Raw genomic sequence first — 22,134 nt, forward strand, 5'->3', positions numbered from 1 at the left:
CCGCCCCCCCAATGGAACCCGCTTGCCAGCGCTCAGCGCTCAGCGCTCAGGCGCGATTAACGCACACAGCTTGGCGGTCGCCGCAATCATCTGCCCGCTGGGCCGCTCCAGGCCGTTATCGCTCACCAGCAACAATCGCCCCTGCTGGACCGCGGCGACTTGCGGCCAGGCCTTCCAAGCGTCCAACTGCCCCTGGACAGTGGCCAGAATCACCTGCGGATTGCGCTGCAACACTGACTCGATACTGACCTGAGGCGCCGGTAACCGTTGATCGGCAAACACATTACGCGCACCGCAGACGCTCAAGGCGTCACTGATGATTTGCCCACCACCCACGGTGTACAGCGGCTGATCCCAGACTTGATAGAACACTGGCAAGGGTGGATCGCGGTGATAGCGCTCACGTAACCGCGCCAATTGCTCACTCAACGCTGCCGCCAGCTTCTGGCCAGCCGCTGGCCGGCCAAGACGCTCGGCAATTTCGGCTATCTGCGCCGTCAGTTGCCGCAAATCATGGGGTTCGGCGACATAGGTGGGAATGCCCAGGCGCACCAGTTGATCGCGTTGGGCCGGACCAACACTGCCTGGCCAAAGTAACAGCAGGTCTGGCTTGAGACTCAGCAGCCGCTCCATATCCAGTTGGCCGTAACGCCCCACCGACGGCAGGCCATTCAACGGCGGCGCACGCTCACCCGCATCCAGCACACCCACCAACAGCTCGGCGGCGCCCAGCTCAACGACAATTTCCGAAAGCGAGGGCGCCAGACTGACCACCCGCTCCGCTGCCAGCGCAGGGCCACTGACAAGCAGGGCCAGGACCGCCAGCCAGCGCAGCATCAGCCGAGCTGGCGAGGAATACGGTAAAGGTAGAACAGCACCGCGCTAGAAAGAGCCAGCAGCATCAGCGGCACCGCTTCCAAACCTACGAATACAGCCAGGGCACCGACCCATGCCGGCAGTGCCGCCACCAGCAAAGCCACACGCCGACGCGCCGCCAGAGCGATCCAGGCCGCAGGCTCTTCGGGCGTGTCGAGGGCCTTCTGCGTGGCAATCAAGGCATGCTTATAGCCGCCGAAGAAGCGCAGGCTGACAAACATCGAGGCCACGCCGGTGATAAACAGCGGCATGGCCAGCACCGGCAAGACCGCGTCACCCTGGCCAAACAGCGCATTGATCACAAACAGCGGTATCAAGGCCAGCGCCAGGTACTGCCACCAACTCACGGCCAGGCGCCGCCGCACTTGACCCCGAGTCACGCGCGATCAACCTCGCCCTGGTGCTCGTTACCCATCATGTGGTCGAGCTTGCTGGCCTTGGTCGCCAGGTACAGTTTGTTGTGGGGATTGTGTCCAGTGTGCAGCGGCACCCGCTCGGCGACCTGGATGCCCATCTCGGTCAGGGCCTTGACCTTGCGCGGATTGTTGGTCATCAGCCGCAGCGCCTTGACCCCCAGATGCTCAAGCATCGGCAGGCACATGGCGTAGTCACGCTGGTCGGCGGCAAAGCCCAGACGCTCGTTGGCCTCCACGGTATCGGCGCCACCATCTTGCAGCTCATAGGCACGAATTTTGTTCAACAGGCCAATCCCGCGGCCTTCCTGACGCAGATACAGCAAGACCCCGCGACCTTCGCGGGCGATAGCCTGCAGAGCGGCTTCCAATTGTGAACCGCAGTCACAACGCTGACTGAACAGCGCATCGCCGGTCAGGCATTCGGAGTGCAGGCGACCGAGAACCGGCGCGCCATCGGCGATGTCCCCCAGACTGAGCACCACGTGCTCGCGACCGGTGGCTTCATCGAGAAAACCATGCATGGTGAATTGCGCAAAAGGCGTAGGCAGCTTGGAAGCGGCAACGAAAACGACGGGCACTGTTGTGCTCCTGATCTGTATGAGGACTGGAGATTCGCAGAGGCGGCATTGTAACAGCAGGCTCCACCGGACGCTTAGGCTGAATTATCGGCGATAAAGATCGATAAGACTGATCAACGGACTGCCGGCTGCCCTAGCCGATCAAAAGGATAGCGCTGCTTCCAACGCAGAAAGATCGGCCGTAAAGCGCCGGTTTTCACCAGGTGCCCCATGCGCCGGTCGTACAGAGAAAGCAGCGCTCGGCCCCGTGGGTTATCGGCAAATCCCAGGTACAGCGGTAACTCGGCCAAGTGGGTGCACTTGAACAGGCTCGGGTCCTGGGCTTGCCCGAGTACGTAGCGGATCTCGGTCTGAGCATCGATGTAATAGTCCGCGCGGCCGTACAGCAGCATCGGCAAGATGCCCACTCGGCGGCGGATTTCGTTGTAGCGGCGAACATTGGGCAGGTAATCCTGGTACTTGTAGCCACGTACCCAAACCAAGCGGTAATGGTCAAGGTTCGCCAGGCTCAGTTCAGGAGCGCTGGCCAGGCCTAGTGAGTAGATGTGATCGGTGTCGTAGTTCCAGCGCGGATAGAGAACGCCCTGGGACTCGTTATGGTAAGAACCCACCTGAGCGTCCACTTCACCACGCTGCACCAACCCCACCGAGCGGGTGTAAGGCACGCTGGAGCGCTCGATCTTGACGCCCTGGGGCTCAAAGATTTCGCGCAGAATGTCCCAAGCCAAACCTTCACCATTGGCCTCGGTGTAGCCACTCCATTCTTCACTGGCGATGCGGATCTGCTGGGGATGCACCAACAGCTCATTGGCTCGGACGCCACTAGAGTTGCAGATGATCAACAACAGCAATGGCAACAAGCCACGACGGACATCCATACCTTGCCCCTCAGCTAAAACACCACACCAGCCCTTGCATCGCCAACCAGGCAAATATCCCGGCCAGAACGTCATCAAGCATGATGCCGACACCACCATGAACATGCCGGTCGATCCAACGAATCGGCCAAGGCTTGAGAATGTCGAAGAAACGGAACGCCAGGAAGCCCGCCAGCAGCCAATACCAACCTTCGGGCACCAGCCACAAAGTGATCCACATGCCGACCATTTCATCCCAGACGATGCCTTCATGGTCATGCACCTGCAGATCATCGGCCACCTTGCCACACAGCCAGAAGCCAAACAGCAGGGTGACGCCGAGCATCAGCCAGTAGCCCCAGTCCGGCAACATCTGCCACAGCGGGATAAAGGGTAGCGCAACCAGTGAACCCCAGGTGCCCGGCGCCTTGGGCAAAGTACCGGAGCCAAAACCAAAAGCCAGGAAATGCCAAGGATTGTGCCAGACCGACGGCGGTACGAACTCCGCCGAAACCTGTTTGGGATGATCTGTCACTGTGCCTCCGGAAAGTGTTGATAACCCCGGATGCCGGGGGTGATGTCCTGTCCGCCAGCATCCAGCAGCGTCACCCCTTGTCCTGCCACCACTCGCCCCACCACGTGCACCGGCCAGCCCGCAGCCCGCAGCGGCGGCAACTCGGCAGGCGGCAGGGTGAAAGCCAGCACGTAATCATCGCCGCCACTCAACGCGGCGGCGCGGGCGCCCTGCTCGCCCAGAAAGCTCAGCAGCGCGGCGGACAAGGGCAGTTTGTCCAGCTCCACCTGCACGCCGACCGACGAGGCCCGTGCGATATGCCCACAATCGGCCAGCAGACCATCGGAAATATCCAGGGCGGCACTGGCTTTGCCACGCAGCGCCTGGCCAAGGGCCAGTTGTGGCGGCGGCGACCAGTAGTGCGCCAGCAATGGCTCGGCCACCGCCGCCTCAGCGCGGCGCTGCCCCAACACCAACGGCAAGGCGCCAGCCGCATTGCCCAACTCGCCACCGACACACAGCAGATCGCCGGCACGGGCGCCGCTGCGGGTCAGGGCCTGGCCGGCGGGAACCCGGCCGAACACGGTCAGGGTCAAGGTCAGCGGACCACGGGTGGTGTCGCCGCCGATCAGACGCACGCCACAGTCCTGGGCCATGAGGTTCAATCCGCGGGCATAGGCCTGCAGCCAATCGGTGCTCACCGTCGGCAGGGTCAGGGCCAGGGTAAAGGCCAGCGGCGTGGCGCCCATGGCCGCCAAGTCGCTGACAGCCACCGCCAGGGAGCGTTGGCCTAAAAGAAAGGGCTCGCAGGGATCGGCGAAATGCACACCGGCCACCAGGGTGTCGGTGGAAATCGCCAACTGCTCGCCAGGAGCAACCGCCAGCAAGGCACAGTCGTCACCGATCCCCAGGGCAACGCCCTCGCCACCTTGCGCACAGGGCGCGGCAGCGAAGAAGTTACGGATCAGCTCAAACTCGCCCATGGCAGCTGCAAGCGCGGATCAGCGCTTGAACGCCTTCACTTCAGCTTCGCGCAGGCGCGGGGCCAGCTTGTCGAGAACACCGTTGACGAACTTGTGGCCGTCGGTGGAACCGAAGACCTTGGCCAGCTCGATACCTTCGTTGATCACCACGCGGTACGGCACGTCAACGCGCTTGAGCAGCTCCCAGGTGGACAGGCGCAGAACCGCCAGTTCAACCGGGTCCAGCTCATCGATGGCCAGGTCCAGGCAAGGCACGAGCGCGGTGTCGATCTCGTTCTTGTTGGCCGGAACCCCGTGCAGGATCTCCCGGAAGTAGGCGCCATCGATGTCAGTGAAATCGTTGTCGACCCGGAACTGCGCTTCGATCTCGTTCAGCGAGTGCTTGGCCATGTGCCATTGGTACAGCGCCTGGGTCGCGAGCTGACGGGCTTCACGACGCTTGGCGCTCTTGGATGGCTTACCGGCGTTGGCAGGCTTGGGATCGCGCGGGTTGAAACGATCGCTTTCGTCGCTAATCACTTGGCCTCCAACTGCGCCAGCAGGCTGACCATTTCCAGGGCGGACAAGGCCGCTTCAGCCCCTTTGTTGCCGGCCTTGGTGCCGGAACGTTCGATGGCTTGTTCAATCGAGTCAACGGTCAGCACACCGAAGGCCACCGGCACGCCGAACTCCATGGACACCTGGGCCAGGCCCTTGGTGCACTCACCGGCCACGTATTCGAAGTGCGGAGTACCGCCACGAATGACCGCGCCCAGGGCAACGATCGCCGCATATTCACCCTTCTGTGCGACTTTCTGTGCCACCAACGGAATTTCGAAGGCGCCAGGAGCACGGATGATGGTGATGTCGCTTTCGCTCACGCCGTGGCGAACCAGGGCATCAACCGCGCCGCTGACCAGGCTTTCGACGACGAAGCTGTTGAAACGGCCGACCACCAGGGCATAGCGGCCTTTAGGGGCGATGAAGGTACCTTCGATGGTCTTCAGGGTCATTCGACAAATCTCTTAAAGAGCCAGAGCGTGTCTAGCACACGCTCTTCAGTGATATTTGAACCGCGAATTTCAAGCCAGAAACGACCGGCTTTTATTCGGAGGGCACGTATTCTACAACTTCCAGGTCGAAACCGGATATCGCATTAAACTTCATCGGCGCACTCATCAGGCGCATTTTGCGTACGCCCAGATCGCGGAGGATCTGCGAACCGGCGCCGACGATGCTGTAGGTGGTGGGTTTCTTCACCGGCTGGTGTTCCGCGGTTTCACGAATGTGCGCCAGCAGTACATCGCCATCCAGTGGGTGACCGAGCAACAGCACCACACCGCTGCCGGCCTCGGCCACGGTGGCCATGGCCGCGCGCAGGCTCCAGCGACCCGGTTGCTTGACCATCAACAGGTCGCGCAGCGGGTCCATGTTATGCACCCGCACCAGGGTCGGCTCATCCGCACAGATGTCCCCCAGGGTCAGGGCCATGTGTACATCGCCTTCCACGGAATCACGATAGGTCACCAGGTTGAACTGGCCCAATTCGCTGTCCAGAGGCTGCTCGGCAATCCGCTGAACGGTACGTTCGTGGATCATCCGGTAGTGGATCAGGTCGGCGATGGTGCCGATCTTGATGTTGTGTTCGGCGGCAAAGGCTTCCAGCTCAGTGCGACGGGACATGGTGCCGTCGTCGTTCATCACCTCGCAGATCACCCCGCTTGGCTCGAAACCGGCCATGCGCGCCAGATCGCAGGCGGCTTCAGTGTGGCCGGCACGGGCCAGGGTGCCGCCAGGCTGGGCCATCAGCGGGAAGATGTGGCCCGGGCTGACGATGTCCTCGGCCTTGGCGTCCTTGGCCGCTGCCGCTTGCACGGTACGCGCACGGTCGGCGGCGGAGATGCCGGTGGTGACGCCTTCGGTGGCCTCGATGGAGACGGTGAATTTGGTGCCGAAGCCGGAACCGTTGCGCGGCGCCATCAGCGGCAGCTTGAGCAACTCGCAACGCTCGCGGCTCATGGGCATGCAGATCAGGCCACGGGCGTGCTTGGCCATGAAGTTGATGTGTTCGGCCTTGCAGCACTCGGCGGCCATGATCAGGTCGCCTTCGTTCTCGCGGTCTTCGTCATCCATAAGAATGACCATCTTGCCTTGGCGGATGTCTTCAACCAGTTCTTCGATGCTGTTGAGCGCCACGCGGCACCCCCTTGAGTCAGGATTTGAGATAGCCGTTAGCGGCCAGAAAACTTTCGGTAATGGTGCCGCCGGTGGTGGCTTGCGCCGCCTTGTCACCCAACAGCAGGCGCTCCAGGTAACGCGCCAGCAGGTCAACCTCGAGGTTGACCTGCCGACCCGGCCGGTAGTCGGCCATGATGGTTTGCGCCAGGGTGTGCGGCACGATGGTCAGCTCGAACTCGGCGCCATTGACCGCGTTGACCGTCAGGCTGGTGCCGTCGACGGTGATCGAACCTTTATGGGCGATGTACTTGGCCAGCTCTTTGGGAGCACGGATACGGAACTGAATGGCCCGGGCATTTTCTTCCCGCGCCACCACTTCGCCGACACCGTCGACATGACCGCTGACCAGGTGACCGCCCAGGCGGGTGGTCGGGGTCAGGGCTTTCTCCAGGTTGACCCGGCTACCGGCCTTCAACTGATGAAAAGCGGTGCAGTCCAAGGTCTCGCGGCTGACATCGGCCCAGAAACCATCGCCCGGCAGTTCAACTGCGGTCAGGCAGACGCCGTTCACCGCGATGCTGTCGCCCAGTTTGACGTCGGCCAGATCAAGCTTGCCGGTTTCTACATAGACCCGCACATCTCCGCCTTTTGGGGTCAATGCGCGAATGCTGCCGATGGATTCGATGATGCCGGTGAACATGGAGTCCTCCTCGAGAACAGGGCCGCCGGGTAGGCGAAAGTCGGGAATTATACGCTCGCAGGCGGGGCCGGGATGGCAGTGACTCGCCAGTCATCGCCCACTGCGCGCATTTCAATGATCTTGAGCAAGGGCGCCTCGCTCATCTGCGCCAACGGCCAGTCCAGCAACGGTCGCGCCGAGGAGCCGAGAAACTTGCCAGCGATGAAAATCTGGTACTCGTCCACCAGGCCCAGCTGGGCAAAGGCTCCGGCCAATCGCGGGCCCGCTTCCACCAGCAGCTCATTGACACCACGAGCCGCCAGCTCCAGCAGCAGCTTGTGCAAATCGACCTGGCCATCGGCACCGGGAACGATCAGGCATTCCGGGCCGTTGGCGTATTGCTCTTCCACCGCTGCACAGGTGGCCACCAACGCCGGCCCCGCCTTGAAGAACGGTGCGTCGAGGGGCACTCGCAGGCGCCCATCGATCAACACTCGCAGCGGCGGTCGGCTCATGGCCAGGGCCGTCTGCTCAGCATCCAGGCCCAGTTCGGCGGCGCGCACGGTCAGCCGCGCATCATCGGCCAGCACCGTATCGGCACCGGTCAGCACCACGGACGATTCGGCCCGCAGGCGCTGCACCGCAGAGCGCGCAGCAGGTCCGGTGATCCATTGGCTCTCCCCGCTGGCCATCGCTGTTCGACCATCGAGGCTCATGGCCAGCTTGACCCGCACGTAAGGCAGGCCGTGCTCCATGCGTTTGAGGAACCCCTTGTTGATCGCCCGGGCCTCGGCTTCCAGCACGCCGCTATGGGTGGCGATGCCGGCCTGGGCCAGGCGCTGCAAACCACGGCCAGCCACTTCCGGATTGGGGTCCTGCATCGCCGCGACCACCCGCGCCACCCCAGCATTGACCAGGGCATCGGCACAAGGCGGGGTGCGACCGTGATGGCTGCAAGGCTCCAGGGTCACATAAGCCGTGGCGCCACGGGCCTGGTCAGCGGCCGCGCGCAGGGCGTGGACTTCGGCGTGGGGCTCGCCGGCCCGCACATGCCAGCCCTCGCCCACCACCTGGCCGTCGCGCACGATGACGCAACCGACACGGGGATTGGGATGGGTGCTGTACACCCCCTTGCGCGCCAACTCCAGGGCGCGGGCCATGTAATGCGCGTCAAGGACGGCTTGTTCGGCGGGCAGACTCATTGCTTGGCCGGCTCGCGGGCGAGGCGGTCGATCTCTTCGCGGAATTCGTTGAGGTCCTGAAAGCGTCGATAGACCGAGGCGAAACGGATGTAGGCGACTTCATCGAGCTTCTGCAGCTCGGTCATCACCAATTCACCCACGACCAGGGATTTGACTTCGCGCTCACCGGTGGCCCGCAGCTTGTGCTTGATGTGCACCAGCGCCGCCTCCAGGCGTTCGACACTCACCGGGCGTTTTTCCAGGGCGCGCTGCATACCGGCGCGCAGTTTTTCTTCGTCGAAGGGCTGGCGGCTGCCGTCGGTCTTGATCAGGCGCGGCATCACCAGCTCGGCGGTTTCGAAGGTGGTGAAACGCTCACCGCAGGCCAGGCATTCACGCCGGCGGCGCACCTGTTCGCCCTCGGCGACCAGACGCGAGTCGATGACCTTGGTGTCGTTGGCACCGCAGAAGGGACAGTGCATGGTGGCAGGCAACAAAAAAAGGGAGGGCCATGGTAGCGCATCCCACTGGCAAGACAAGCCATAGCCTTTACGGTATACAGACCGACTATTATGTTTCGCACACGGAAATTCGCCTTGCTGGAGCTTCAGATGCCGCTCAGACCGCTCGTTTTGCTCAGTCTTGTCAGCCTGCTGGTGGCCTGCAGCAACGACGCCCCGAAACCTGAAACCAGCGCTTCGCCAGCGCAACAAACACTCGAAACAAGCCGCGTGCCTGCCGATCTCGGTCCGTTGCCGGCCTACCAGCGCGAACTCAGCGGTACCCTCGGCGGTATCCCCAGCGGCGCCCACGTCGAACTGGCGCTGCTGGTGGTTGATCAACGCGGCCGCCCGCAACGCCTGCTGGCCAGCAGCAACCTGACCGGCACCCAACAGCCTCTGCCGTTTCGCCTGCGCTTTGCCGCCGAGGCGTTCCCGGCCGGCGCGCGCGTCGAACTGCGCGGTCGTGCCAGTCAGTCCGGCCAGTTGATCCTGCACCTGCCGGCGCAACGCATTGACCAACCCACCACCCAGTCCCTGGGACCACTGCAATTCCTAAAAGCCCCATGAATCCTCCGTTCGACCTGCAAGACGCCCTCAGCGAACTGCTGGGGGATGCGCAACTGGTCCCTTGTGAGCTGCCCGAAACCACGCTCAAGCTCTGGTTGCTCGACGCGCAAAACATGGACCGCGCCTTCACCCCGGAAGAAACCCGCCGCATCCTTCACGAGCCGCCCTACTGGAGTTTCTGCTGGGCCAGCGGGCTGGCCCTGGCCCGCTACCTGGCGCAGCACCCGCACTGGGTGCAAGGCAAGCGCATCCTGGATTTCGGTGCGGGCTCTGGCGTGGCGGCGATTGCCGCGCTCAAGGCCGGTGCCCTGGAGGCCGTGGCCTGCGACCTCGACCCGCTGGCCATCGCCGCGTGCCGGGCCAACGCCGAACTCAATGACGTCGCGCTGAGCTACTCCATGGACTTTTTCGCCGAGACCGATCGTTTCGACCTGATCCTGGTGGCGGACGTGCTCTACGACCGGGCCAACCTGCCGCTACTGGACGAATTCCTCAGCCGCGGCCAACAAGCCCTGGTGGCCGACTCCCGCGTCAGGGACTTCAAGCACCCGCTGTACCAGCGCCTGGAAATGCTCAACGCCTTCACCTTGCCGGACCTCGCCGAGCCCTGGGAGTTTCGCAATGTGAGCCTGTATCACGCACAACGGCGATAGCGATTTCCAGCCCCCCCGAGCAGCCTTTATAGTGGCCCCATTCCCGCTTATTCGAGAGACCCCATGAGTCAGGACACGCCGTATATCTTCGACGCCAGCACCGCTGATTTTGACCAGTCGGTGATCGAGAATTCCTTTCACAAGCCGGTCCTGGTGGACTTCTGGGCCGAGTGGTGCGCGCCCTGTAAAGCGCTGATGCCGATGCTGCAACAGATCGCCGAGAGCTATCAGGGCGAGTTGCTGCTGGCCAAGGTCAACTGCGACCTGGAGCAAGACATCGTCGCCCGCTTCGGCATCCGCAGCCTGCCGACCGTGGTGCTGTTCAAGGACGGTCAGCCGGTAGACGGTTTTGCCGGCGCACAACCGGAATCCGCGGTACGAACGATGCTCGAACCCCATGTGCAGATGCCGCCACCGCCTGCCGCCGACCCACTGGAACAGGCCGAGGCGCTGTTCAGCGAAGGTCGGATCGGCGATGCCGAAGCCGTCCTCAAAGCGCTGCTGGGGGAAGACAACAGCAACGCCAAAGCACTGATCCTCTACGGCCGCTGCCTGACTGAACGGGGCGAGCTGGATGAAGCCCAGAGCGTGCTCGACGCCGTCAAAAGCGACGACCACAAAGCCGCACTGGCCGGCGCCAAGGCGCAGATCACTTTCCTCAAACAAGCCGCGAACCTACCCGACGCCGCCGACCTCAAGGCCCGCCTGGCCAAGGACCCATTGGACGACGAGGCCGCGTATCAGCTGTCGATCCAGCAACTGGCACGCCAGCAATATGAAGCCGCGCTGGACGCCCTGCTCAAACTGTTCATGCGCAACCGCAGCTTCAACGAAGGCATCGCCCACAAGACCCTGCTGCAAGTGTTCGACCTGCTGGGCAACGATCATCCGCTGGTGACGACCTACCGTCGCAAACTGTTCGCGGCCCTGTATTGAGCCGCCGTGATTCACCCGCGGTTCATTGCTGCCAACGGTAGAGCGGCGTATCGGCGCCGCTGACCACCTTGACCTCGGCGCAGTGGCGCAGGCGCACCAGCAAGCGCTTGCCCGCCGCCGCGTTGCCGGCCAGCCCCTGCAACTGCTCCAGCAATTCCGGGCCGCTGATCTGCCCCGCCTGACGCAGCAGGTCCTTGGCGGCCTGCCATACGGCATCGTCCTGACTCACCGGTTTGGCCGCCACCTCGACACTGTCGGGTTTGGCCGCCTGCAACTGCGCGCCCAGTTGCGCCCAGTCACCCTCGTCCAGCTCCAGGGTCAAATCCACCGGCCAATCGCCAATGCTTCCACGAATCCGCAACATCGCTGTGCTCCCATATTTTTCTGACGAGCATGCTCCCACGCGTCTTGCACAACGCCAAGCAGACGGTCAAACTCTGCGGCCAATCGTTATAAGATTACATAACATTATTTTCATCTTGGCCCTGGAGACTTGCCATGCGTCCTCTGCTACTCGCTCTGCCGTTCGCCCTGTTGCCGTTGGCCGCAGTTCAGGTCGCGCACGCCCATGATCACGAACATGAGCATGGCAGTCTCGAAGCCCACGAACATGGCGTCGCGCGCTTGAACGCAGCGCTTGATGGCCAGGTCCTGGAACTGGAACTGCAAAGCCCGGCCATGAACCTGGTGGGCTTCGAGCACGCCCCCAGCACCGACGTCGACCGGGCCAAGGTAGCGGCAGCCCGCACTCAGTTGGAACACCCCCTGGCGCTGTTCAGCCTGCCCAAGGCGGCTGCCTGCGTAGTCGCCAAGCAAGAACTGGAAAGCCCGCTGTTCGGCGACACGCCGCAAGCCGACGACCATGACGATGATCACGACCACGACGCCAAGGACGCCGACGGCCATGAGCATCATCACCAACACAGTGAAATCCACGCTCACTACCAGTTCACCTGCGCCAATCCCGAAGCACTGAGGAATCTCGACCTGGGGGCGGTTTTCAAGACCTTCCCCGCTACCCAGAAAATTCAGGTACAACTCATTTCGCCAAGCGGCCAGCAAGGTGTCGAAGCCACTGCCCAGGCCGCTACGCTGAAGTTCTGACCGCTCGCTGACGACGATCGAGGCCAGGGAGCCGCCGCTCCCGAGGCCTGCGACAGGCCTTGCGGGCCTTATCGCGAGCTGCGACAGCGGCAACATTCACTCGATGATCGGCCCACCATGACCCAAGCACTTATCGAATTGTCCAACCTGGGCTTCAGTTGGCCCGGCCATCCTCAGTTGTTGGACATCCCGGCCTTCCGCCTGGAAGCTGGTGAAACACTGTTTCTCAAAGGTCCTAGCGGCAGCGGCAAGACCACCCTGCTGGGCCTGCTGGGCGGCGTACAGAAACCCAATCAAGGCAGCGTCCGCCTGCTGGGCCAGGAGCTGACCGAACTGTCCGCCGGCGCCCGTGACCGCTTTCGTGTCGACCACACCGGCTACATCTTCCAGCAGTTCAACCTGCTGCCGTTTCTCTCGGTGCGCGAGAACGTCGAACTGCCCTGTCATTTCTCCACACTGCGCGCCGGTCGTGCTGTGCAACGCCACGGCAGCGTCGACCAGGCCGCCGCTACATTGCTGGCACACTTGGGCCTGAAAGATCCCGCGCTGCTAGGGCGCCGCGCCGACTCGCTGTCCATTGGTCAGCAGCAACGAGTTGCCGCAGCCCGCGCACTGATCGGTCAACCAGAGTTGGTCATCGCCGACGAGCCGACTTCGGCCCTGGATTACGATGCCCGGGAGGCCTTCATCCAGTTGCTCTTCGCCGAGTGCCGTGAAGCTGGAGCCAGTCTGTTGTTCGTCAGCCATGACCAGAGCCTGGCGCCACTGTTCGATCGCAACCTGTCGCTGGCCGAACTCAATCGCGCCGCCAAGCCCGCAGAGGTCTGAGATGTATCTGTTCCGTCTAGCCATGGCCAGCCTGGCTAACCGCCGCTTTACCGCGATCCTCACTGCCTTCGCCATCGCCCTCTCGGTGTGCCTGCTGCTGGCCGTGGAACGAGTGCGCACCGAAGCCCGGGCCAGTTTTGCCAGCACCATCAGCGGCACCGACCTGATCGTCGGCGCCCGCTCCGGCTCGGTGAATCTGCTGCTGTACTCGGTGTTTCGCATCGGTAACGCCACCAACAACATCCGTTGGGACAGCTTCGAGCACTTCGCCAACAACCCGAAGGTGAAGTGGGCGATCCCGGTTTCCCTTGGTGACTCCCACCGCGGTTACCGGGTGATGGGCACCACCGACGCCTACTTCCAGCACTACCAGTACGGCCACCAACAGCATTTGCAATTGGCCGTGGGCCGGGCCTTCGCCAGCGATCCGTTCGAAGTGGTACTGGGGGCCGAAGTCGCCGATACCCTGCACTACAAACTGGGAGACAAACTGGTGCTGGCCCACGGCGTGGCCGCCATCAGCCTGGTCAAGCACGACGACAAACCGTTCACCGTGGTCGGTATCCTCAAGCCCACCGGCACCCCGGTGGACCGCACCTTGCACATCAGTCTGGGCGGCATGGAGGCGATCCATATCGACTGGCACAACGGCGTACCTGCCCGTGGCAACGGCCGTGTCAGCGCCGATCAGGCGCGCAACATGGACCTCACGCCCCAGGCGATCACCGCGTTCATGCTTGGCCTCAACAGCAAGATTTCGACCTTCGCCCTGCAACGTGAGATCAACGAGTTCCGTGGCGAGCCGATGCTGGCGATCCTCCCCGGCGTGGCCTTGCAGGAACTCTGGAGCCTGATGGGCACCGCCGAGAAGGCCTTGTTCGTGGTGTCCTTGTTCGTGGTCCTGACCGGTCTGATCGGCATGCTCACAGCGATCCTCACCAGCCTCAACGAGCGCCGCCGGGAAATGGCTATCCTGCGTTCGGTGGGCGCCCGCCCCTGGCACATCGCGACCCTGTTGGTGCTGGAAGCCTTCGCCCTGGCGCTGTTCGGGGTGCTGGCCGGGCTTGGCCTGCTGTACCTGTGCATCGCCCTGGCCCAGGGCTACGTGCAAGCCAATTACGGCCTGTACCTGCCACTGTCCTGGCCTAGTTCGTATGAGTGGACGCTGCTGGGCGGTATCCTGATCGCCGCACTGCTGATGGGCAGCGTGCCGGCCTGGCGCGCCTACCGGCAATCTTTGGCCGATGGCCTGTCGATTCGTTTATGAGCACCGTTTTATGAAAGCCCACCTTTTGCTGCGCCCCCTGCTTGCCCTGTCGCTGCTGGTCGCCACGCCGTTGTGGGCAGCCGGGACACCGAAGGACCTGACCTGGTCGGAAATGATCCCCGCGGACGCTGCGCCGGAAGTGCCGGACATGAAGCCTCTGCACGACCTCTCGCAGATAAGTGACGCCTTGTCCGCGGAATCCGCGCCGGCCGCCAAACAGGACCTGCCCAACGCGCCGGTGGTAAAGACTCTGGACGGTCAGTCGGTGCGCCTGCCTGGCTATATCGTGCCCCTTGAAGTCAATGAACAAGGGCGCACCACGGACTTTTTACTGGTGCCCTACTTCGGCGCCTGCATTCACGTGCCGCCGCCACCGTCGAATCAGATCGTCCACGTCACCAGTGAAGTCGGGGTGAAGCTCGATGAGCTGTATCAGCCTTACTGGGTCGAGGGCGACATGCAGGTCAAACCCTCCAGCAGCGAACTGGCGGATGCCGGGTACCAGATGGCGGCGCAGAAAATCTACATTTACGAGTTGGAGGAATGATTCAGGAGGTGGCGCCGGCAAGACCGGCCTGAACGAAAGGCCAAAAGAGTGCAGAACAAAAGAATAGTTCAGCCGCGCACCTGGGGTTCGTCATTTCATTGAGCTGCGTCAAGGTGGTCAACTTGACGATCCTTACCATTGGACGCAGCCAATTTGAATCGTCCTTTGGAGCTCCCATGCACAAGTCTCTGCTTAGCGCTTCCCTGATCGCGCTCGCACTCGCCGCCCCGATTGCCCACGCCCACGAAGCCGGCGATATCCTCGTACGCGCGGGTGCCATCACCGTCAATCCGAAAGCCGACAGCGGCAGCGTCAAAGTTGACCGTGGTCCAGCAGCAGGCACCAATCTGGGTGGCAAGGCCACCATGGACAGCGACACTCAGTTGGGCTTGAACTTTGCCTACATGATCACCAACAACATCGGTATCGAACTGCTGGCCGCCACGCCATTCGAACACGATGTCAAACTCAAGAACACCGGCCTGGCAGCTGCCAACGGCAAGCTCGGCACTCTCAAGCACCTGCCGCCGACCCTGAGCGTGGTCTACTACCCCATGGACTCCAAGTCCGTGTTCCAGCCCTATGTCGGCGCCGGTATCAACTACACCTGGATCTACGACGAGCACGTCGGCAGCCGCGCCCAGGCTGAAGGTTTCGACAACTTCCGTGCCAAGAACTCCTGGGGCCTGGCCTGGCAGGTGGGTGCCGACTACATGCTGACCGACAAGCTGATGCTCAACGCCCAAGTGCGTTACATCGACATCAACACCACAGCCTATGTGGATAACAATAGCGTCGCCCCTGGGACTCGCGCCAAGGTCAACGTCGATGTCGACCCAATGGTTTACATGGTTGGCCTGGGCTACAAGTTCTAAGCCTGCCAACAACGAAAAAGGCGCCTTTCAAAGGCGCCTTTTTTCATGTCCGCGATAAACCTCAACGCCCAAGCAAGCGGGCCAGGCCGACACTCATCGAGGTGGGTTCAGGAAAGCTGAAGCGTTGCAACAGCCGCTGATTATTGGCCCGCGAGTGATGGATGTCGCCAGCTCGAGCCGGGGCGTATTGAATGGGCGGTAATTCACCGACCACTTCAGCCAGAGCCGCAAGCATCTGCTTGAGGCTGGTGGCCTGGTTCAGGCCGACGTTAACGGCCCCCTCTTGCAATTGTCGGGCATCGATGGCCTGCAGCAGCACCTGCACCAGATCGCCGACGTAGACAAAATCCCGGGTCTGTTCACCGTCACCGAACACGGTAATGGGCAAGCCTTGCAGGGCCCGCTCGCTGAAAATGCTGATCACCCCGGAGTACGGCGAAGATGGGTCCTGGCGTGGACCGAAGATATTGAAGAAACGGAAAATCGCCGGTTCCAGTCCGTGCTGGCGCCGGTAGAAGTCCAAGTAATACTCGCTGGCCAGCTTGTCCGATGCGTAGGGCGTCAATGGTGCCTTGGGCGTGTCTTCCTCAATGGGCTGACCTTCACCGTTGTTGCCATAAACCGCCGCGCTGGAGGCAAACAGCACGCGCTTGACACCGTGCTCGCGCATGGCTTCGCAAACGTTCAGGGTGCCAATAAAGTTGCTCTGGTGAGTCTGCACGGGGTTGTCCACCGAGGCTTGCACCGAGGCCACCGCCGCCAGGTGCGCCACTGCGCGACAGCCTTGCATGGCACGGTTCACCAGGGCCGCGTCGGCCACGTCGCCCTGGATCAGTTCCACCCGCGGGTTATCCAGCGGCAGATTGCTCGGTTTGCCGGTGGACAAGTCGTCCAGCACGCGCACCGCGTAGCCTTTGGCGAGCAAGGCATCGGTCAGGTGCGAGCCGATAAAACCGGCGCCGCCGGTGATCAACACAGGACTATCAACCATGACGATAAAACCTATCCAGTAGAGCCGGGAGCGCTGCACGCCAGGCGCGTGGCTTGATCCCGAAGGTGTGAAGGATCTTCTTGCAGGCCAGCACCGCGTGCTGCGGCTCTTCGGCGGCATCGCTGCAAGCCGCATGTGCCTGAGCGGTGGGGGCCTCGATGGTCAGCGGGCGCAGTTGCCGTGCTTCGGTAAGCACCGCCTGCCCCAGAGCCAGAGGCGTGGTCGCTTCCTGACCGGCGTAGTGGTAAGTGCCCCACAAGGGCGCGGCGCAATCGAGTTGCTTGAGCACCGAGATGATCACCCGGGCGGCATCATCCACCGGCGTCGGGTTGCCCCGGCGGTCATCCGCCATCAGCAATTCCTCGCAGGATTGGGCCAGGCCCAGAAAGCGCCCGAGCATACCGTCGGCGCTGTCATCGAGCAGCCAGCCGAACCGTAGCAACACGTGCTGCGGACAGGTGGCGCGAACGCTCTGCTCGATCCGCCACAGCGCCTGACCACGCAGTCCCAGGGGCACCGGCTCGTCTTTCTCGCTGTAGGCGGTGGCCCGGGAGCCATCGAATACCCGGTAGCTCGAAGGTTGCACAAGAATGATGTTGTGATGCTGGCACAGCTCAGCCAGCCGCTCGACCGAGCGTTCCTGGCCGCTCAGGCGCGCCTCGCTCACCGTCTCCGCCTGAAACCAGTCGAAGTAGTAAGCCAGGTTGATCAAGGCATCCGGGCGGGTGTCATCGAGCAGTTGCGTGAGGCTCGCGGCATCCCAACCGTCTTGCGGCGGACGAGGGGCGAGGAAACCGATGTCTTCCTCCGCACCGAGGCGAATCAGCGCCTGCCCAAGGGCATTTCCGCCGCCCAGTAACATAAGGCGCATTCGCATAGAGTCAGCAGGCCCAGTCTGTTCAGAACGATGGTTTGGGAGAGTCTATCCCAAGGGATGGACCGTCAATAATTGCCAGAATCGTTGCATTTTGCGGGTTTGTGGCGCAACCGTCACTGAGAAAGTATCAGTACGCACCGCTGTCGACAGTGATTGCCAGCCTGATTTCCTCGCCCGCAGGCCGGCGGCCTGAAGATATCAACGCGATCATGGCCGGTGCGCCGACTCCGGGAGCAGCAGCGGCGAATCATCCTGGGGCGCTGCATCCTGCTCTAGGGTCGGCACCGGCAGCACCGCCGTTTGTGGATAAGTCTGGGCGAAATGCACCCGCGACGAGTGATCCACCAGCTTTTTCAGGCGTTGATTAAAGGCTCTGTTGACCGCGTACTGGCCACCGGAAACCGTACGGAACTGCGCCGTCAGGACCACACCGTTGAGGTCCATCTTGTCCAGTCCGAACACATCCAGGCCGCCTTGCAGGCTGTACTTGAGCAGCGGGTCCTCGCTGATGGAGCGTCCAGCCTCGCGAATCAGTTCGAGGGCCGCATCGACATCGGTGTCATAGGTGAACTGCACCGAGAAAAAGGCGTAGGCAAATTGCCGCGACTGGTTGGTGACGGCCTTGATCTGACCGAACGGCACCGAGTGCACAAAGCCCTTGCCGTCCCGCAGGCGCAAGGTGCGGATGGTAAGTCCCTCGACGCTGCCGGCGTGTCCAGAGTCGAGCACCACCCAATCGCCAATGGACAGGGTGTCCTCGATGATGAGAAACAAGCCGGTGATCACATCCTGCACCAGTTGCTGGGAACCGAAGCCGATGGCCAGGCCGACCACCCCGGCACCGGCCAGCAACGGCGCCACGTTGACTCCCAGGTTGGCCAGGGTGGTGATTGTGCAGATCACCAGCAAAAGGATTTTGATCGCGTTGCGCAGCAGCGGCAGGATGGTCTTGACCCGGGTACTGGGCTCGCGCGCAGAGGCGTGTGCGTTGAATGAGGGTTTCAGCGCCTCATGGATCGCCGTGTCCAGCAGCACCCACAGCAGCCAGGTCACCAGGAAGATCAAGGCGGTGCGGCTCAAAGCGTCGCTGATGGCCTGCCCCACGGTATTGCGCTGGGCGAATTCGAATAGCGAAACACCCCAGATGCGCCCGAAGAGTTCAAGAAAAGCGACAGCCATGACGATCCGCAGCACCGCATGCAGCAAGCTGAGGAAACGCGCCTTGTAAGCGCTGCCACCCCGGATCGACTGAGCGTTGCGGGACGTGAATATGTGCTGCAACAAGCTGCTCAGAAACAGCGTGCCGATCAGCAGCACGGTGGTCAGCAAGGCGTAGCGCAAGGTCTTCTGGCTGCCTTCATCGACACGGATCAGGTTGATGTCCGAGACCAGCACCATCAACAGGAACGGCCAGTACCAGAGCCCGGAAAACAGTCGCAGCGACGCCTGCAACGCAGGTTGCGTGAGGCGCTGAGCCAGGCTGCGATTGCGGATCAGGTGGGCCACCGGCCGGCGCAGGCGGATCACCAGCACAGCGAAGATCGCCGACGCCAGCAGCCCGACACACACCGCCACGCTGCTGGTGAGGTTGCCGCCCAACTGCCGGGCGATCTGTGGGCTGCTCAGGGCATCGTTGAGGGCCGCGAAAAAACCGATCAGAAACAGCGGCTTCGGACAATAGTCACGGATGATCCGTACAGCGCAGCGCTTGTGGCCGATGTTGAACAGCACACTCAGACACAGCAGCACCGAGGCCGAAACAATCCCGCTGCTGGTGGCGTATGCCAAGCACAGCGCCAGCGCATGTCCCACTGAGGCTGGCAGGGAATGGCTGACGTACAAGGTCAACGACAGGCCCATCAGCGCCGGCAGCGTATACGCCAGCAGGTACGCCAGCACGCCCTGGCCCCGGGGCTGGTTTCGCAACCAGGGATGTCGGCACACACGCCGGACCAGTAAGCCTGCGAGCAGCGTGAGCGGGACGAAGCTGGCCAGCCAGGTCGCGGACAAGATCAGGAAATCGCCGCCGACGCTCCAGCCCGAACGGTCCGCAGGCGGGTTGACCAGGCGCCCGACTTCGGCCGCGGCGCGATCGGTCCGCAAGCGCCAGGCATCGATAAGGCCGTCATTGAGGTCGAATGTTTCCTGGGCCTGGTCGATGCTGGAACTGATCGCGCCTAGCAACCCACCCTCCACCCACAGTTCCGGTTTTGCCGGCGGCGCGGCGGTGGCAGGCGTGGCAGCATCAAGCTCGCTGCTGCTCAACAAGAGCAGCACCCCGAGCAAGATCGCGGTCTTGACATTCAACACGACGCGAAGCTCCTTCAGCAGGGTCTGTAAGGAACTGATCAGCAAATGTCCGGCAAGTTCGCTTTAGCGGATCAGACGCGGCATTTATACCGCGACACAAGCGCCTTACCCGGCTACGACGTTCGGCTCGCCGCGCCAGGAGCTACACCAAAACGGTTGCGGTACTCGCTGGGGGCCAGGCCAGTGATTTTCTTGAACAGACTGCGAAAGGTCGCCGGGTCTTGGTAACCCACGGTCCAGGCGATGTGATCGATGGTGCCGTTGGTGAACTCAAGCATCTGCCGAGCCTTGCCAACCCGCAGGTGCTGGCAGTACTGGGTCGGCTTGAGACCTGTGGCCGCGCGGAATCGGCGTAAAAACGTGCGTTCTTCAAGGCCCGCCTGCTGCGCCATCACCGGCAGCGACACGTCCACCGCGCCATTGGCCTGTAACCAGTGCTGCAGCTTGAGGACGGCCGCGTCGCCGTGACTGAGAATCGGGGCAAAGTTGCTGCCACACTGACTGGCGCTGTCGCTGTGCTCCATTACCAGAAAGCGTGCAGTGGCGGCGGCGATGCTCGGCCCCAGCATCCGGTCCACCAAACGCAGTCCCAGCTCGGCCCAGGCCATCAGCCCGGCCGTGGTAATCAAATCGCCGTCATCAACGATGGGTTTATCGGCCTCAAGCCGTACCTGTGGATAACGGGCGGCGAAGGCCTGCGCCGACGTCCAGTGCGTGGTGGCGCTGCGACCGTCGAGCAGGCCACTGTCGGCCAGCAGAATCGAGCCCACGCAAACACCGCCCAGCGTGGCGCCCGCCGCATGCTGCTGGCGCAACCAGATCGCCAGCGCCGAGGCGGACTGGCCGGCGCAATAGCCCGTCAGTGACGGCGGGATCACAATCGCCTGCAAGGCCCCGGCGTCTCCCGGCAGGCTGTCGTAAACCCGTGCGGGCGCCTGCTCGCCAGAGGCTTGCCAGTGGCTGACGCGCAACCGTGGCCACTGCGCTTGATGCTGTTCACTGGCCACGCGATTGGCCACCTCGAACAAATCGGTCAGACCATGCACCGCAGCCATCTGCGCGCCGGGATACAGCAATACGCCCAGTTCGGCGACCGCGCCTTGAATGCCCACTGTCAGTTTTCCCCCTGTTAATGTCGGTGCGGCCAATCCTCGAAAGAGCACGGAGTGCCGATACTGGGCCCCAGGTCAATCACTCACTTGGAGGCAATACCATGGCCAAACAGGCGCTCATCGTAATCGATATCCAGAATGACTACTTCGCCAACGGCAAGTGGCCCCTGGTGGGGGTCGAGGCAGCAGCGGACAACGCCGCCAGGCTGATTCAGGCCTTTCGCCAGAACGCCGAGCCGGTGGTGCACATCCGCCATGAATTCACCTCTGACAGCGCGCCGTTCTTCACCCCCGGCTCCGAGGGCGCACACTTGCACGCCAAGGTGCTGAACCGTGCCGATGAACCGGTGGTACTCAAGCATTTCGTCAATGCGTTTCGCGAAACCGAACTGCACGCGATCCTCCAGGAGCGGGGCATCGAAGAGTTGGTGATCGTCGGCAACATGAGCCACATGTGCGTGGAAGGCGCTGCCAGGGCCGCCGCCGACCTGGGCTACCCGGTGCAGGTGATCCACGACGCCTGCGCCACCCTCGACCTGGAGTTCAACGGCCAGCGGGTGCCCGCTGCGCAGGTTCAAAGCACGGTGATGTCGGCCCTGGCCTTCGCTTATGCCAGCGTCCTGTCCACCGAGGAGTTCCTCAGCGCCTAAGCGTTGCGCCTGAGTCCAAGATTGCGGTGGGGTCAGCCTCACCGCCGCGTCCATGAAGCGTGAAGTGCCATCGTCGATCAACTGCAGCAGGACCATGGGATCGGTTGAATACGACATAAACAGTCAACACGAATTATACGAATAGTTCCCATTAACAAAAAAACATTCGCCAGCGCCAACTTATAAAACCATCAAAAAACCGAACACTGCCCACTCAGCCAGCGACTTAATAGCCCACTGATAGTCGCCACTGTAAATCTATTTTTAAATCAGAATTTGAAGATTATTTAACAATCAGTTCACGCCTCATAACCCTCTTTCTTATAAAGATCTGAGTTTATTGCTACTGGTTACCGACTCCACATATAGCAAAAACTCATAAAGCTTATATCCAGTCAGAATATTTCATACCCCCCCGTATTCCTTGACCGCGGCCCTCTAAGAGTTGCGCAGAAACGCAGAATAAAACCACGCCTTGCAACGTGAGCAATACACCACAGCCGGATTTTTCAACACTTCATCAAGCGTTGGGTATGGTCTTTCGTGCCGCTTACTTGCAAAACCTCGGGCCTTGGCTAAGTTGATAGCTACTCGCCACTGAAGCCCGATGCCGTCGCCAGAAAACCAATAAGAACCGTCGAGGAATCAAATAACCAGACCCCCTTCCTGCCCG

At 62.1% G+C, this 22,134-nt stretch carries 26 protein-coding genes; 9 read left to right on the plus strand and 17 right to left on the minus strand.

The window, feature by feature from the left end:
• Nucleotides 1-39: 39 nt before the first annotated feature.
• The 12 genes from PLD_RS01035 to nrdR all read right to left on the minus strand — a co-directional run bounded on the left by PLD_RS01035 (nucleotide 40) and on the right by nrdR (nucleotide 8,723).
• Nucleotides 40-837: a cobalamin-binding protein gene (locus tag PLD_RS01035; protein WP_159889057.1), complete on the minus strand. Its 798-nt coding sequence runs from the start codon at nucleotides 835-837 to the stop codon at nucleotides 40-42.
• On the minus strand, nucleotides 837-1,256 hold the full coding sequence (locus PLD_RS01040; protein WP_159889059.1) for an MFS transporter: 420 nt from the start codon (nucleotides 1,254-1,256) through the stop codon (nucleotides 837-839). The genes PLD_RS01035 and PLD_RS01040 overlap by 1 nt, the downstream gene beginning before the upstream one ends.
• Complete coding sequence (gene ribA, locus PLD_RS01045) at nucleotides 1,253-1,870, minus strand: GTP cyclohydrolase II (protein WP_159889061.1); 618 nt, start codon at nucleotides 1,868-1,870, stop codon at nucleotides 1,253-1,255. The genes PLD_RS01040 and ribA overlap by 4 nt, the downstream gene beginning before the upstream one ends.
• A gap of 113 nt (nucleotides 1,871-1,983) precedes the next feature.
• Complete coding sequence (locus PLD_RS01050) at nucleotides 1,984-2,748, minus strand: ABC transporter substrate-binding protein (protein WP_159889063.1); 765 nt, start codon at nucleotides 2,746-2,748, stop codon at nucleotides 1,984-1,986.
• A 10-nt stretch (nucleotides 2,749-2,758) separates the two neighbouring features.
• On the minus strand, nucleotides 2,759-3,262 hold the full coding sequence (locus tag PLD_RS01055; RefSeq protein WP_159889065.1) for a phosphatidylglycerophosphatase A: 504 nt from the start codon (nucleotides 3,260-3,262) through the stop codon (nucleotides 2,759-2,761).
• Nucleotides 3,259-4,224: a thiamine-phosphate kinase gene (gene thiL / locus PLD_RS01060; protein WP_159889067.1), complete on the minus strand. Its 966-nt coding sequence runs from the start codon at nucleotides 4,222-4,224 to the stop codon at nucleotides 3,259-3,261. Before thiL ends, PLD_RS01055 begins: the two co-directional genes overlap by 4 nt.
• Nucleotides 4,225-4,242: 18 nt before the next feature.
• Entirely contained in the window at nucleotides 4,243-4,743 is a 501-nt protein-coding gene (gene nusB, locus PLD_RS01065) for a transcription antitermination factor NusB (RefSeq protein ID WP_047306286.1), read from the minus strand.
• Nucleotides 4,740-5,216, minus strand: coding sequence for a 6,7-dimethyl-8-ribityllumazine synthase (ribE, locus tag PLD_RS01070; protein ID WP_016968455.1), 477 nt, complete (start codon nucleotides 5,214-5,216; stop codon nucleotides 4,740-4,742). The genes nusB and ribE overlap by 4 nt, the downstream gene beginning before the upstream one ends.
• Nucleotides 5,217-5,307: 91 nt before the next feature.
• A complete protein-coding gene (gene ribBA, locus PLD_RS01075; protein ID WP_159889069.1) occupies nucleotides 5,308-6,399 on the minus strand; it encodes a bifunctional 3,4-dihydroxy-2-butanone-4-phosphate synthase/GTP cyclohydrolase II in 1,092 nt (363 codons plus the stop codon).
• A gap of 16 nt (nucleotides 6,400-6,415) precedes the next feature.
• Nucleotides 6,416-7,081 carry a riboflavin synthase gene (locus PLD_RS01080; RefSeq protein ID WP_159889071.1) on the minus strand — a complete coding sequence of 222 codons (666 nt, stop codon included), beginning with the start codon at nucleotides 7,079-7,081 and terminating at the stop codon, nucleotides 6,416-6,418.
• 47 nt (nucleotides 7,082-7,128) lie between these two features.
• Entirely contained in the window at nucleotides 7,129-8,262 is a 1,134-nt protein-coding gene (gene ribD, locus PLD_RS01085) for a bifunctional diaminohydroxyphosphoribosylaminopyrimidine deaminase/5-amino-6-(5-phosphoribosylamino)uracil reductase RibD (RefSeq protein ID WP_159889073.1), read from the minus strand.
• Nucleotides 8,259-8,723, minus strand: coding sequence for a transcriptional regulator NrdR (nrdR, locus tag PLD_RS01090; protein WP_019095943.1), 465 nt, complete (start codon nucleotides 8,721-8,723; stop codon nucleotides 8,259-8,261). The genes ribD and nrdR overlap by 4 nt, the downstream gene beginning before the upstream one ends.
• A gap of 129 nt (nucleotides 8,724-8,852) precedes the next feature.
• Between nrdR and PLD_RS01095 the strand changes: the two genes are divergently transcribed.
• From PLD_RS01095 to trxA, 3 genes are all read left to right on the plus strand, one after another.
• Nucleotides 8,853-9,311, plus strand: a complete 459-nt coding sequence (locus tag PLD_RS01095) for a YbaY family lipoprotein (protein WP_159889075.1) — start codon at nucleotides 8,853-8,855, stop codon at nucleotides 9,309-9,311.
• On the plus strand, nucleotides 9,308-9,964 hold the full coding sequence (locus PLD_RS01100) for a methyltransferase (RefSeq protein ID WP_159889077.1): 657 nt from the start codon (nucleotides 9,308-9,310) through the stop codon (nucleotides 9,962-9,964). The genes PLD_RS01095 and PLD_RS01100 overlap by 4 nt, the downstream gene beginning before the upstream one ends.
• Before the next feature lie 63 nt (nucleotides 9,965-10,027).
• Entirely contained in the window at nucleotides 10,028-10,900 is an 873-nt protein-coding gene (gene trxA, locus PLD_RS01105) for a thioredoxin (RefSeq protein ID WP_159889079.1), read from the plus strand.
• Nucleotides 10,901-10,922: 22 nt separating this feature from the next.
• Here trxA and PLD_RS01110 read toward each other — a convergent pair whose 3' ends face one another.
• On the minus strand, nucleotides 10,923-11,264 hold the full coding sequence (locus tag PLD_RS01110) for a hypothetical protein (protein ID WP_159889081.1): 342 nt from the start codon (nucleotides 11,262-11,264) through the stop codon (nucleotides 10,923-10,925).
• Nucleotides 11,265-11,398: 134 nt separating this feature from the next.
• On the opposite strand from PLD_RS01110, the gene PLD_RS01115 reads away from it, so the two are divergent.
• The 5 genes from PLD_RS01115 to PLD_RS01135 all read left to right on the plus strand — a co-directional run bounded on the left by PLD_RS01115 (nucleotide 11,399) and on the right by PLD_RS01135 (nucleotide 15,521).
• The gene (locus PLD_RS01115; RefSeq protein ID WP_159889083.1) at nucleotides 11,399-12,004 is read left to right on the plus strand and encodes a DUF2796 domain-containing protein; all 606 of its coding nucleotides are present in this window, start codon (nucleotides 11,399-11,401) and stop codon (nucleotides 12,002-12,004) included.
• 117 nt (nucleotides 12,005-12,121) lie between these two features.
• Nucleotides 12,122-12,832, plus strand: coding sequence for an ABC transporter ATP-binding protein (locus PLD_RS01120; RefSeq protein ID WP_159889085.1), 711 nt, complete (start codon nucleotides 12,122-12,124; stop codon nucleotides 12,830-12,832).
• A gap of 1 nt (nucleotide 12,833) precedes the next feature.
• A complete protein-coding gene (locus PLD_RS01125) occupies nucleotides 12,834-14,099 on the plus strand; it encodes an ABC transporter permease (protein ID WP_159889087.1) in 1,266 nt (421 codons plus the stop codon).
• 25 nt (nucleotides 14,100-14,124) lie between these two features.
• The gene (locus tag PLD_RS01130) at nucleotides 14,125-14,646 is read left to right on the plus strand and encodes a DUF3299 domain-containing protein (RefSeq protein WP_178116109.1); all 522 of its coding nucleotides are present in this window, start codon (nucleotides 14,125-14,127) and stop codon (nucleotides 14,644-14,646) included.
• 176 nt (nucleotides 14,647-14,822) lie between these two features.
• Nucleotides 14,823-15,521 (plus strand): OmpW family protein, encoded by a 699-nt coding sequence (locus tag PLD_RS01135; protein WP_159889091.1) that lies wholly within the window; start codon nucleotides 14,823-14,825, stop codon nucleotides 15,519-15,521.
• A gap of 61 nt (nucleotides 15,522-15,582) precedes the next feature.
• Here the strand turns inward: PLD_RS01135 and PLD_RS01140 are convergent, their stop codons facing one another.
• The 4 genes from PLD_RS01140 to PLD_RS01155 all read right to left on the minus strand — a co-directional run bounded on the left by PLD_RS01140 (nucleotide 15,583) and on the right by PLD_RS01155 (nucleotide 20,811).
• A complete protein-coding gene (locus PLD_RS01140; protein WP_159889093.1) occupies nucleotides 15,583-16,512 on the minus strand; it encodes an NAD-dependent epimerase/dehydratase family protein in 930 nt (309 codons plus the stop codon).
• A complete protein-coding gene (locus tag PLD_RS01145) occupies nucleotides 16,505-17,389 on the minus strand; it encodes a sugar nucleotide-binding protein (protein ID WP_159889095.1) in 885 nt (294 codons plus the stop codon). The genes PLD_RS01140 and PLD_RS01145 overlap by 8 nt, the downstream gene beginning before the upstream one ends.
• A 207-nt stretch (nucleotides 17,390-17,596) precedes the next feature.
• On the minus strand, nucleotides 17,597-19,699 hold the full coding sequence (locus tag PLD_RS01150; RefSeq protein WP_159889097.1) for a mechanosensitive ion channel family protein: 2,103 nt from the start codon (nucleotides 19,697-19,699) through the stop codon (nucleotides 17,597-17,599).
• Between the two features lie 113 nt (nucleotides 19,700-19,812).
• Nucleotides 19,813-20,811, minus strand: a complete 999-nt coding sequence (locus PLD_RS01155; RefSeq protein WP_159889099.1) for a GlxA family transcriptional regulator — start codon at nucleotides 20,809-20,811, stop codon at nucleotides 19,813-19,815.
• 101 nt (nucleotides 20,812-20,912) lie between these two features.
• Here PLD_RS01155 and PLD_RS01160 point away from each other — a divergent pair, with 101 nt between their 5' ends.
• Nucleotides 20,913-21,461, plus strand: coding sequence for a cysteine hydrolase family protein (locus PLD_RS01160; RefSeq protein ID WP_159889101.1), 549 nt, complete (start codon nucleotides 20,913-20,915; stop codon nucleotides 21,459-21,461).
• Nucleotides 21,462-22,134: the final 673 nt, after the last annotated feature.

The sequence above is a fragment of the Pseudomonas sp. LD120 genome (assembly GCF_009861525.1).
Taxonomy (GTDB): Bacteria; Pseudomonadota; Gammaproteobacteria; order Pseudomonadales; family Pseudomonadaceae; genus Aquipseudomonas.

Bases quoted from the DNA above. Each gene is read 5' to 3' on its own strand.
- PLD_RS01145 (WP_159889095.1), bottom strand. From the start codon at position 17,389: ATGCGAATGCGCCTTATGTTACTGGGCGGCGGAAATGCCCTTGGGCAG.
- PLD_RS01140 (WP_159889093.1), bottom strand. From the start codon at position 16,512: ATGGTTGATAGTCCTGTGTTGATCACCGGCGGCGCCGGTTTTATCGGC.
- PLD_RS01110 (WP_159889081.1), bottom strand. From the start codon at position 11,264: ATGTTGCGGATTCGTGGAAGCATTGGCGATTGGCCGGTGGATTTGACC.
- trxA (WP_159889079.1), top strand. From the start codon at position 10,028: ATGAGTCAGGACACGCCGTATATCTTCGACGCCAGCACCGCTGATTTT.
- PLD_RS01160 (WP_159889101.1), top strand. From the start codon at position 20,913: ATGGCCAAACAGGCGCTCATCGTAATCGATATCCAGAATGACTACTTC.
- thiL (WP_159889067.1), bottom strand. From the start codon at position 4,224: ATGGGCGAGTTTGAGCTGATCCGTAACTTCTTCGCTGCCGCGCCCTGT.
- PLD_RS01135 (WP_159889091.1), top strand. From the start codon at position 14,823: ATGCACAAGTCTCTGCTTAGCGCTTCCCTGATCGCGCTCGCACTCGCC.
- ribE (WP_016968455.1), bottom strand. From the start codon at position 5,216: ATGACCCTGAAGACCATCGAAGGTACCTTCATCGCCCCTAAAGGCCGC.
- PLD_RS01050 (WP_159889063.1), bottom strand. From the start codon at position 2,748: ATGGATGTCCGTCGTGGCTTGTTGCCATTGCTGTTGTTGATCATCTGC.
- PLD_RS01100 (WP_159889077.1), top strand. From the start codon at position 9,308: ATGAATCCTCCGTTCGACCTGCAAGACGCCCTCAGCGAACTGCTGGGG.
- PLD_RS01120 (WP_159889085.1), top strand. From the start codon at position 12,122: ATGACCCAAGCACTTATCGAATTGTCCAACCTGGGCTTCAGTTGGCCC.
- nrdR (WP_019095943.1), bottom strand. From the start codon at position 8,723: ATGCACTGTCCCTTCTGCGGTGCCAACGACACCAAGGTCATCGACTCG.
- PLD_RS01115 (WP_159889083.1), top strand. From the start codon at position 11,399: ATGCGTCCTCTGCTACTCGCTCTGCCGTTCGCCCTGTTGCCGTTGGCC.
- PLD_RS01125 (WP_159889087.1), top strand. From the start codon at position 12,834: ATGTATCTGTTCCGTCTAGCCATGGCCAGCCTGGCTAACCGCCGCTTT.
- ribD (WP_159889073.1), bottom strand. From the start codon at position 8,262: ATGAGTCTGCCCGCCGAACAAGCCGTCCTTGACGCGCATTACATGGCC.
- PLD_RS01080 (WP_159889071.1), bottom strand. From the start codon at position 7,081: ATGTTCACCGGCATCATCGAATCCATCGGCAGCATTCGCGCATTGACC.
- PLD_RS01095 (WP_159889075.1), top strand. From the start codon at position 8,853: ATGCCGCTCAGACCGCTCGTTTTGCTCAGTCTTGTCAGCCTGCTGGTG.
- PLD_RS01035 (WP_159889057.1), bottom strand. From the start codon at position 837: ATGCTGCGCTGGCTGGCGGTCCTGGCCCTGCTTGTCAGTGGCCCTGCG.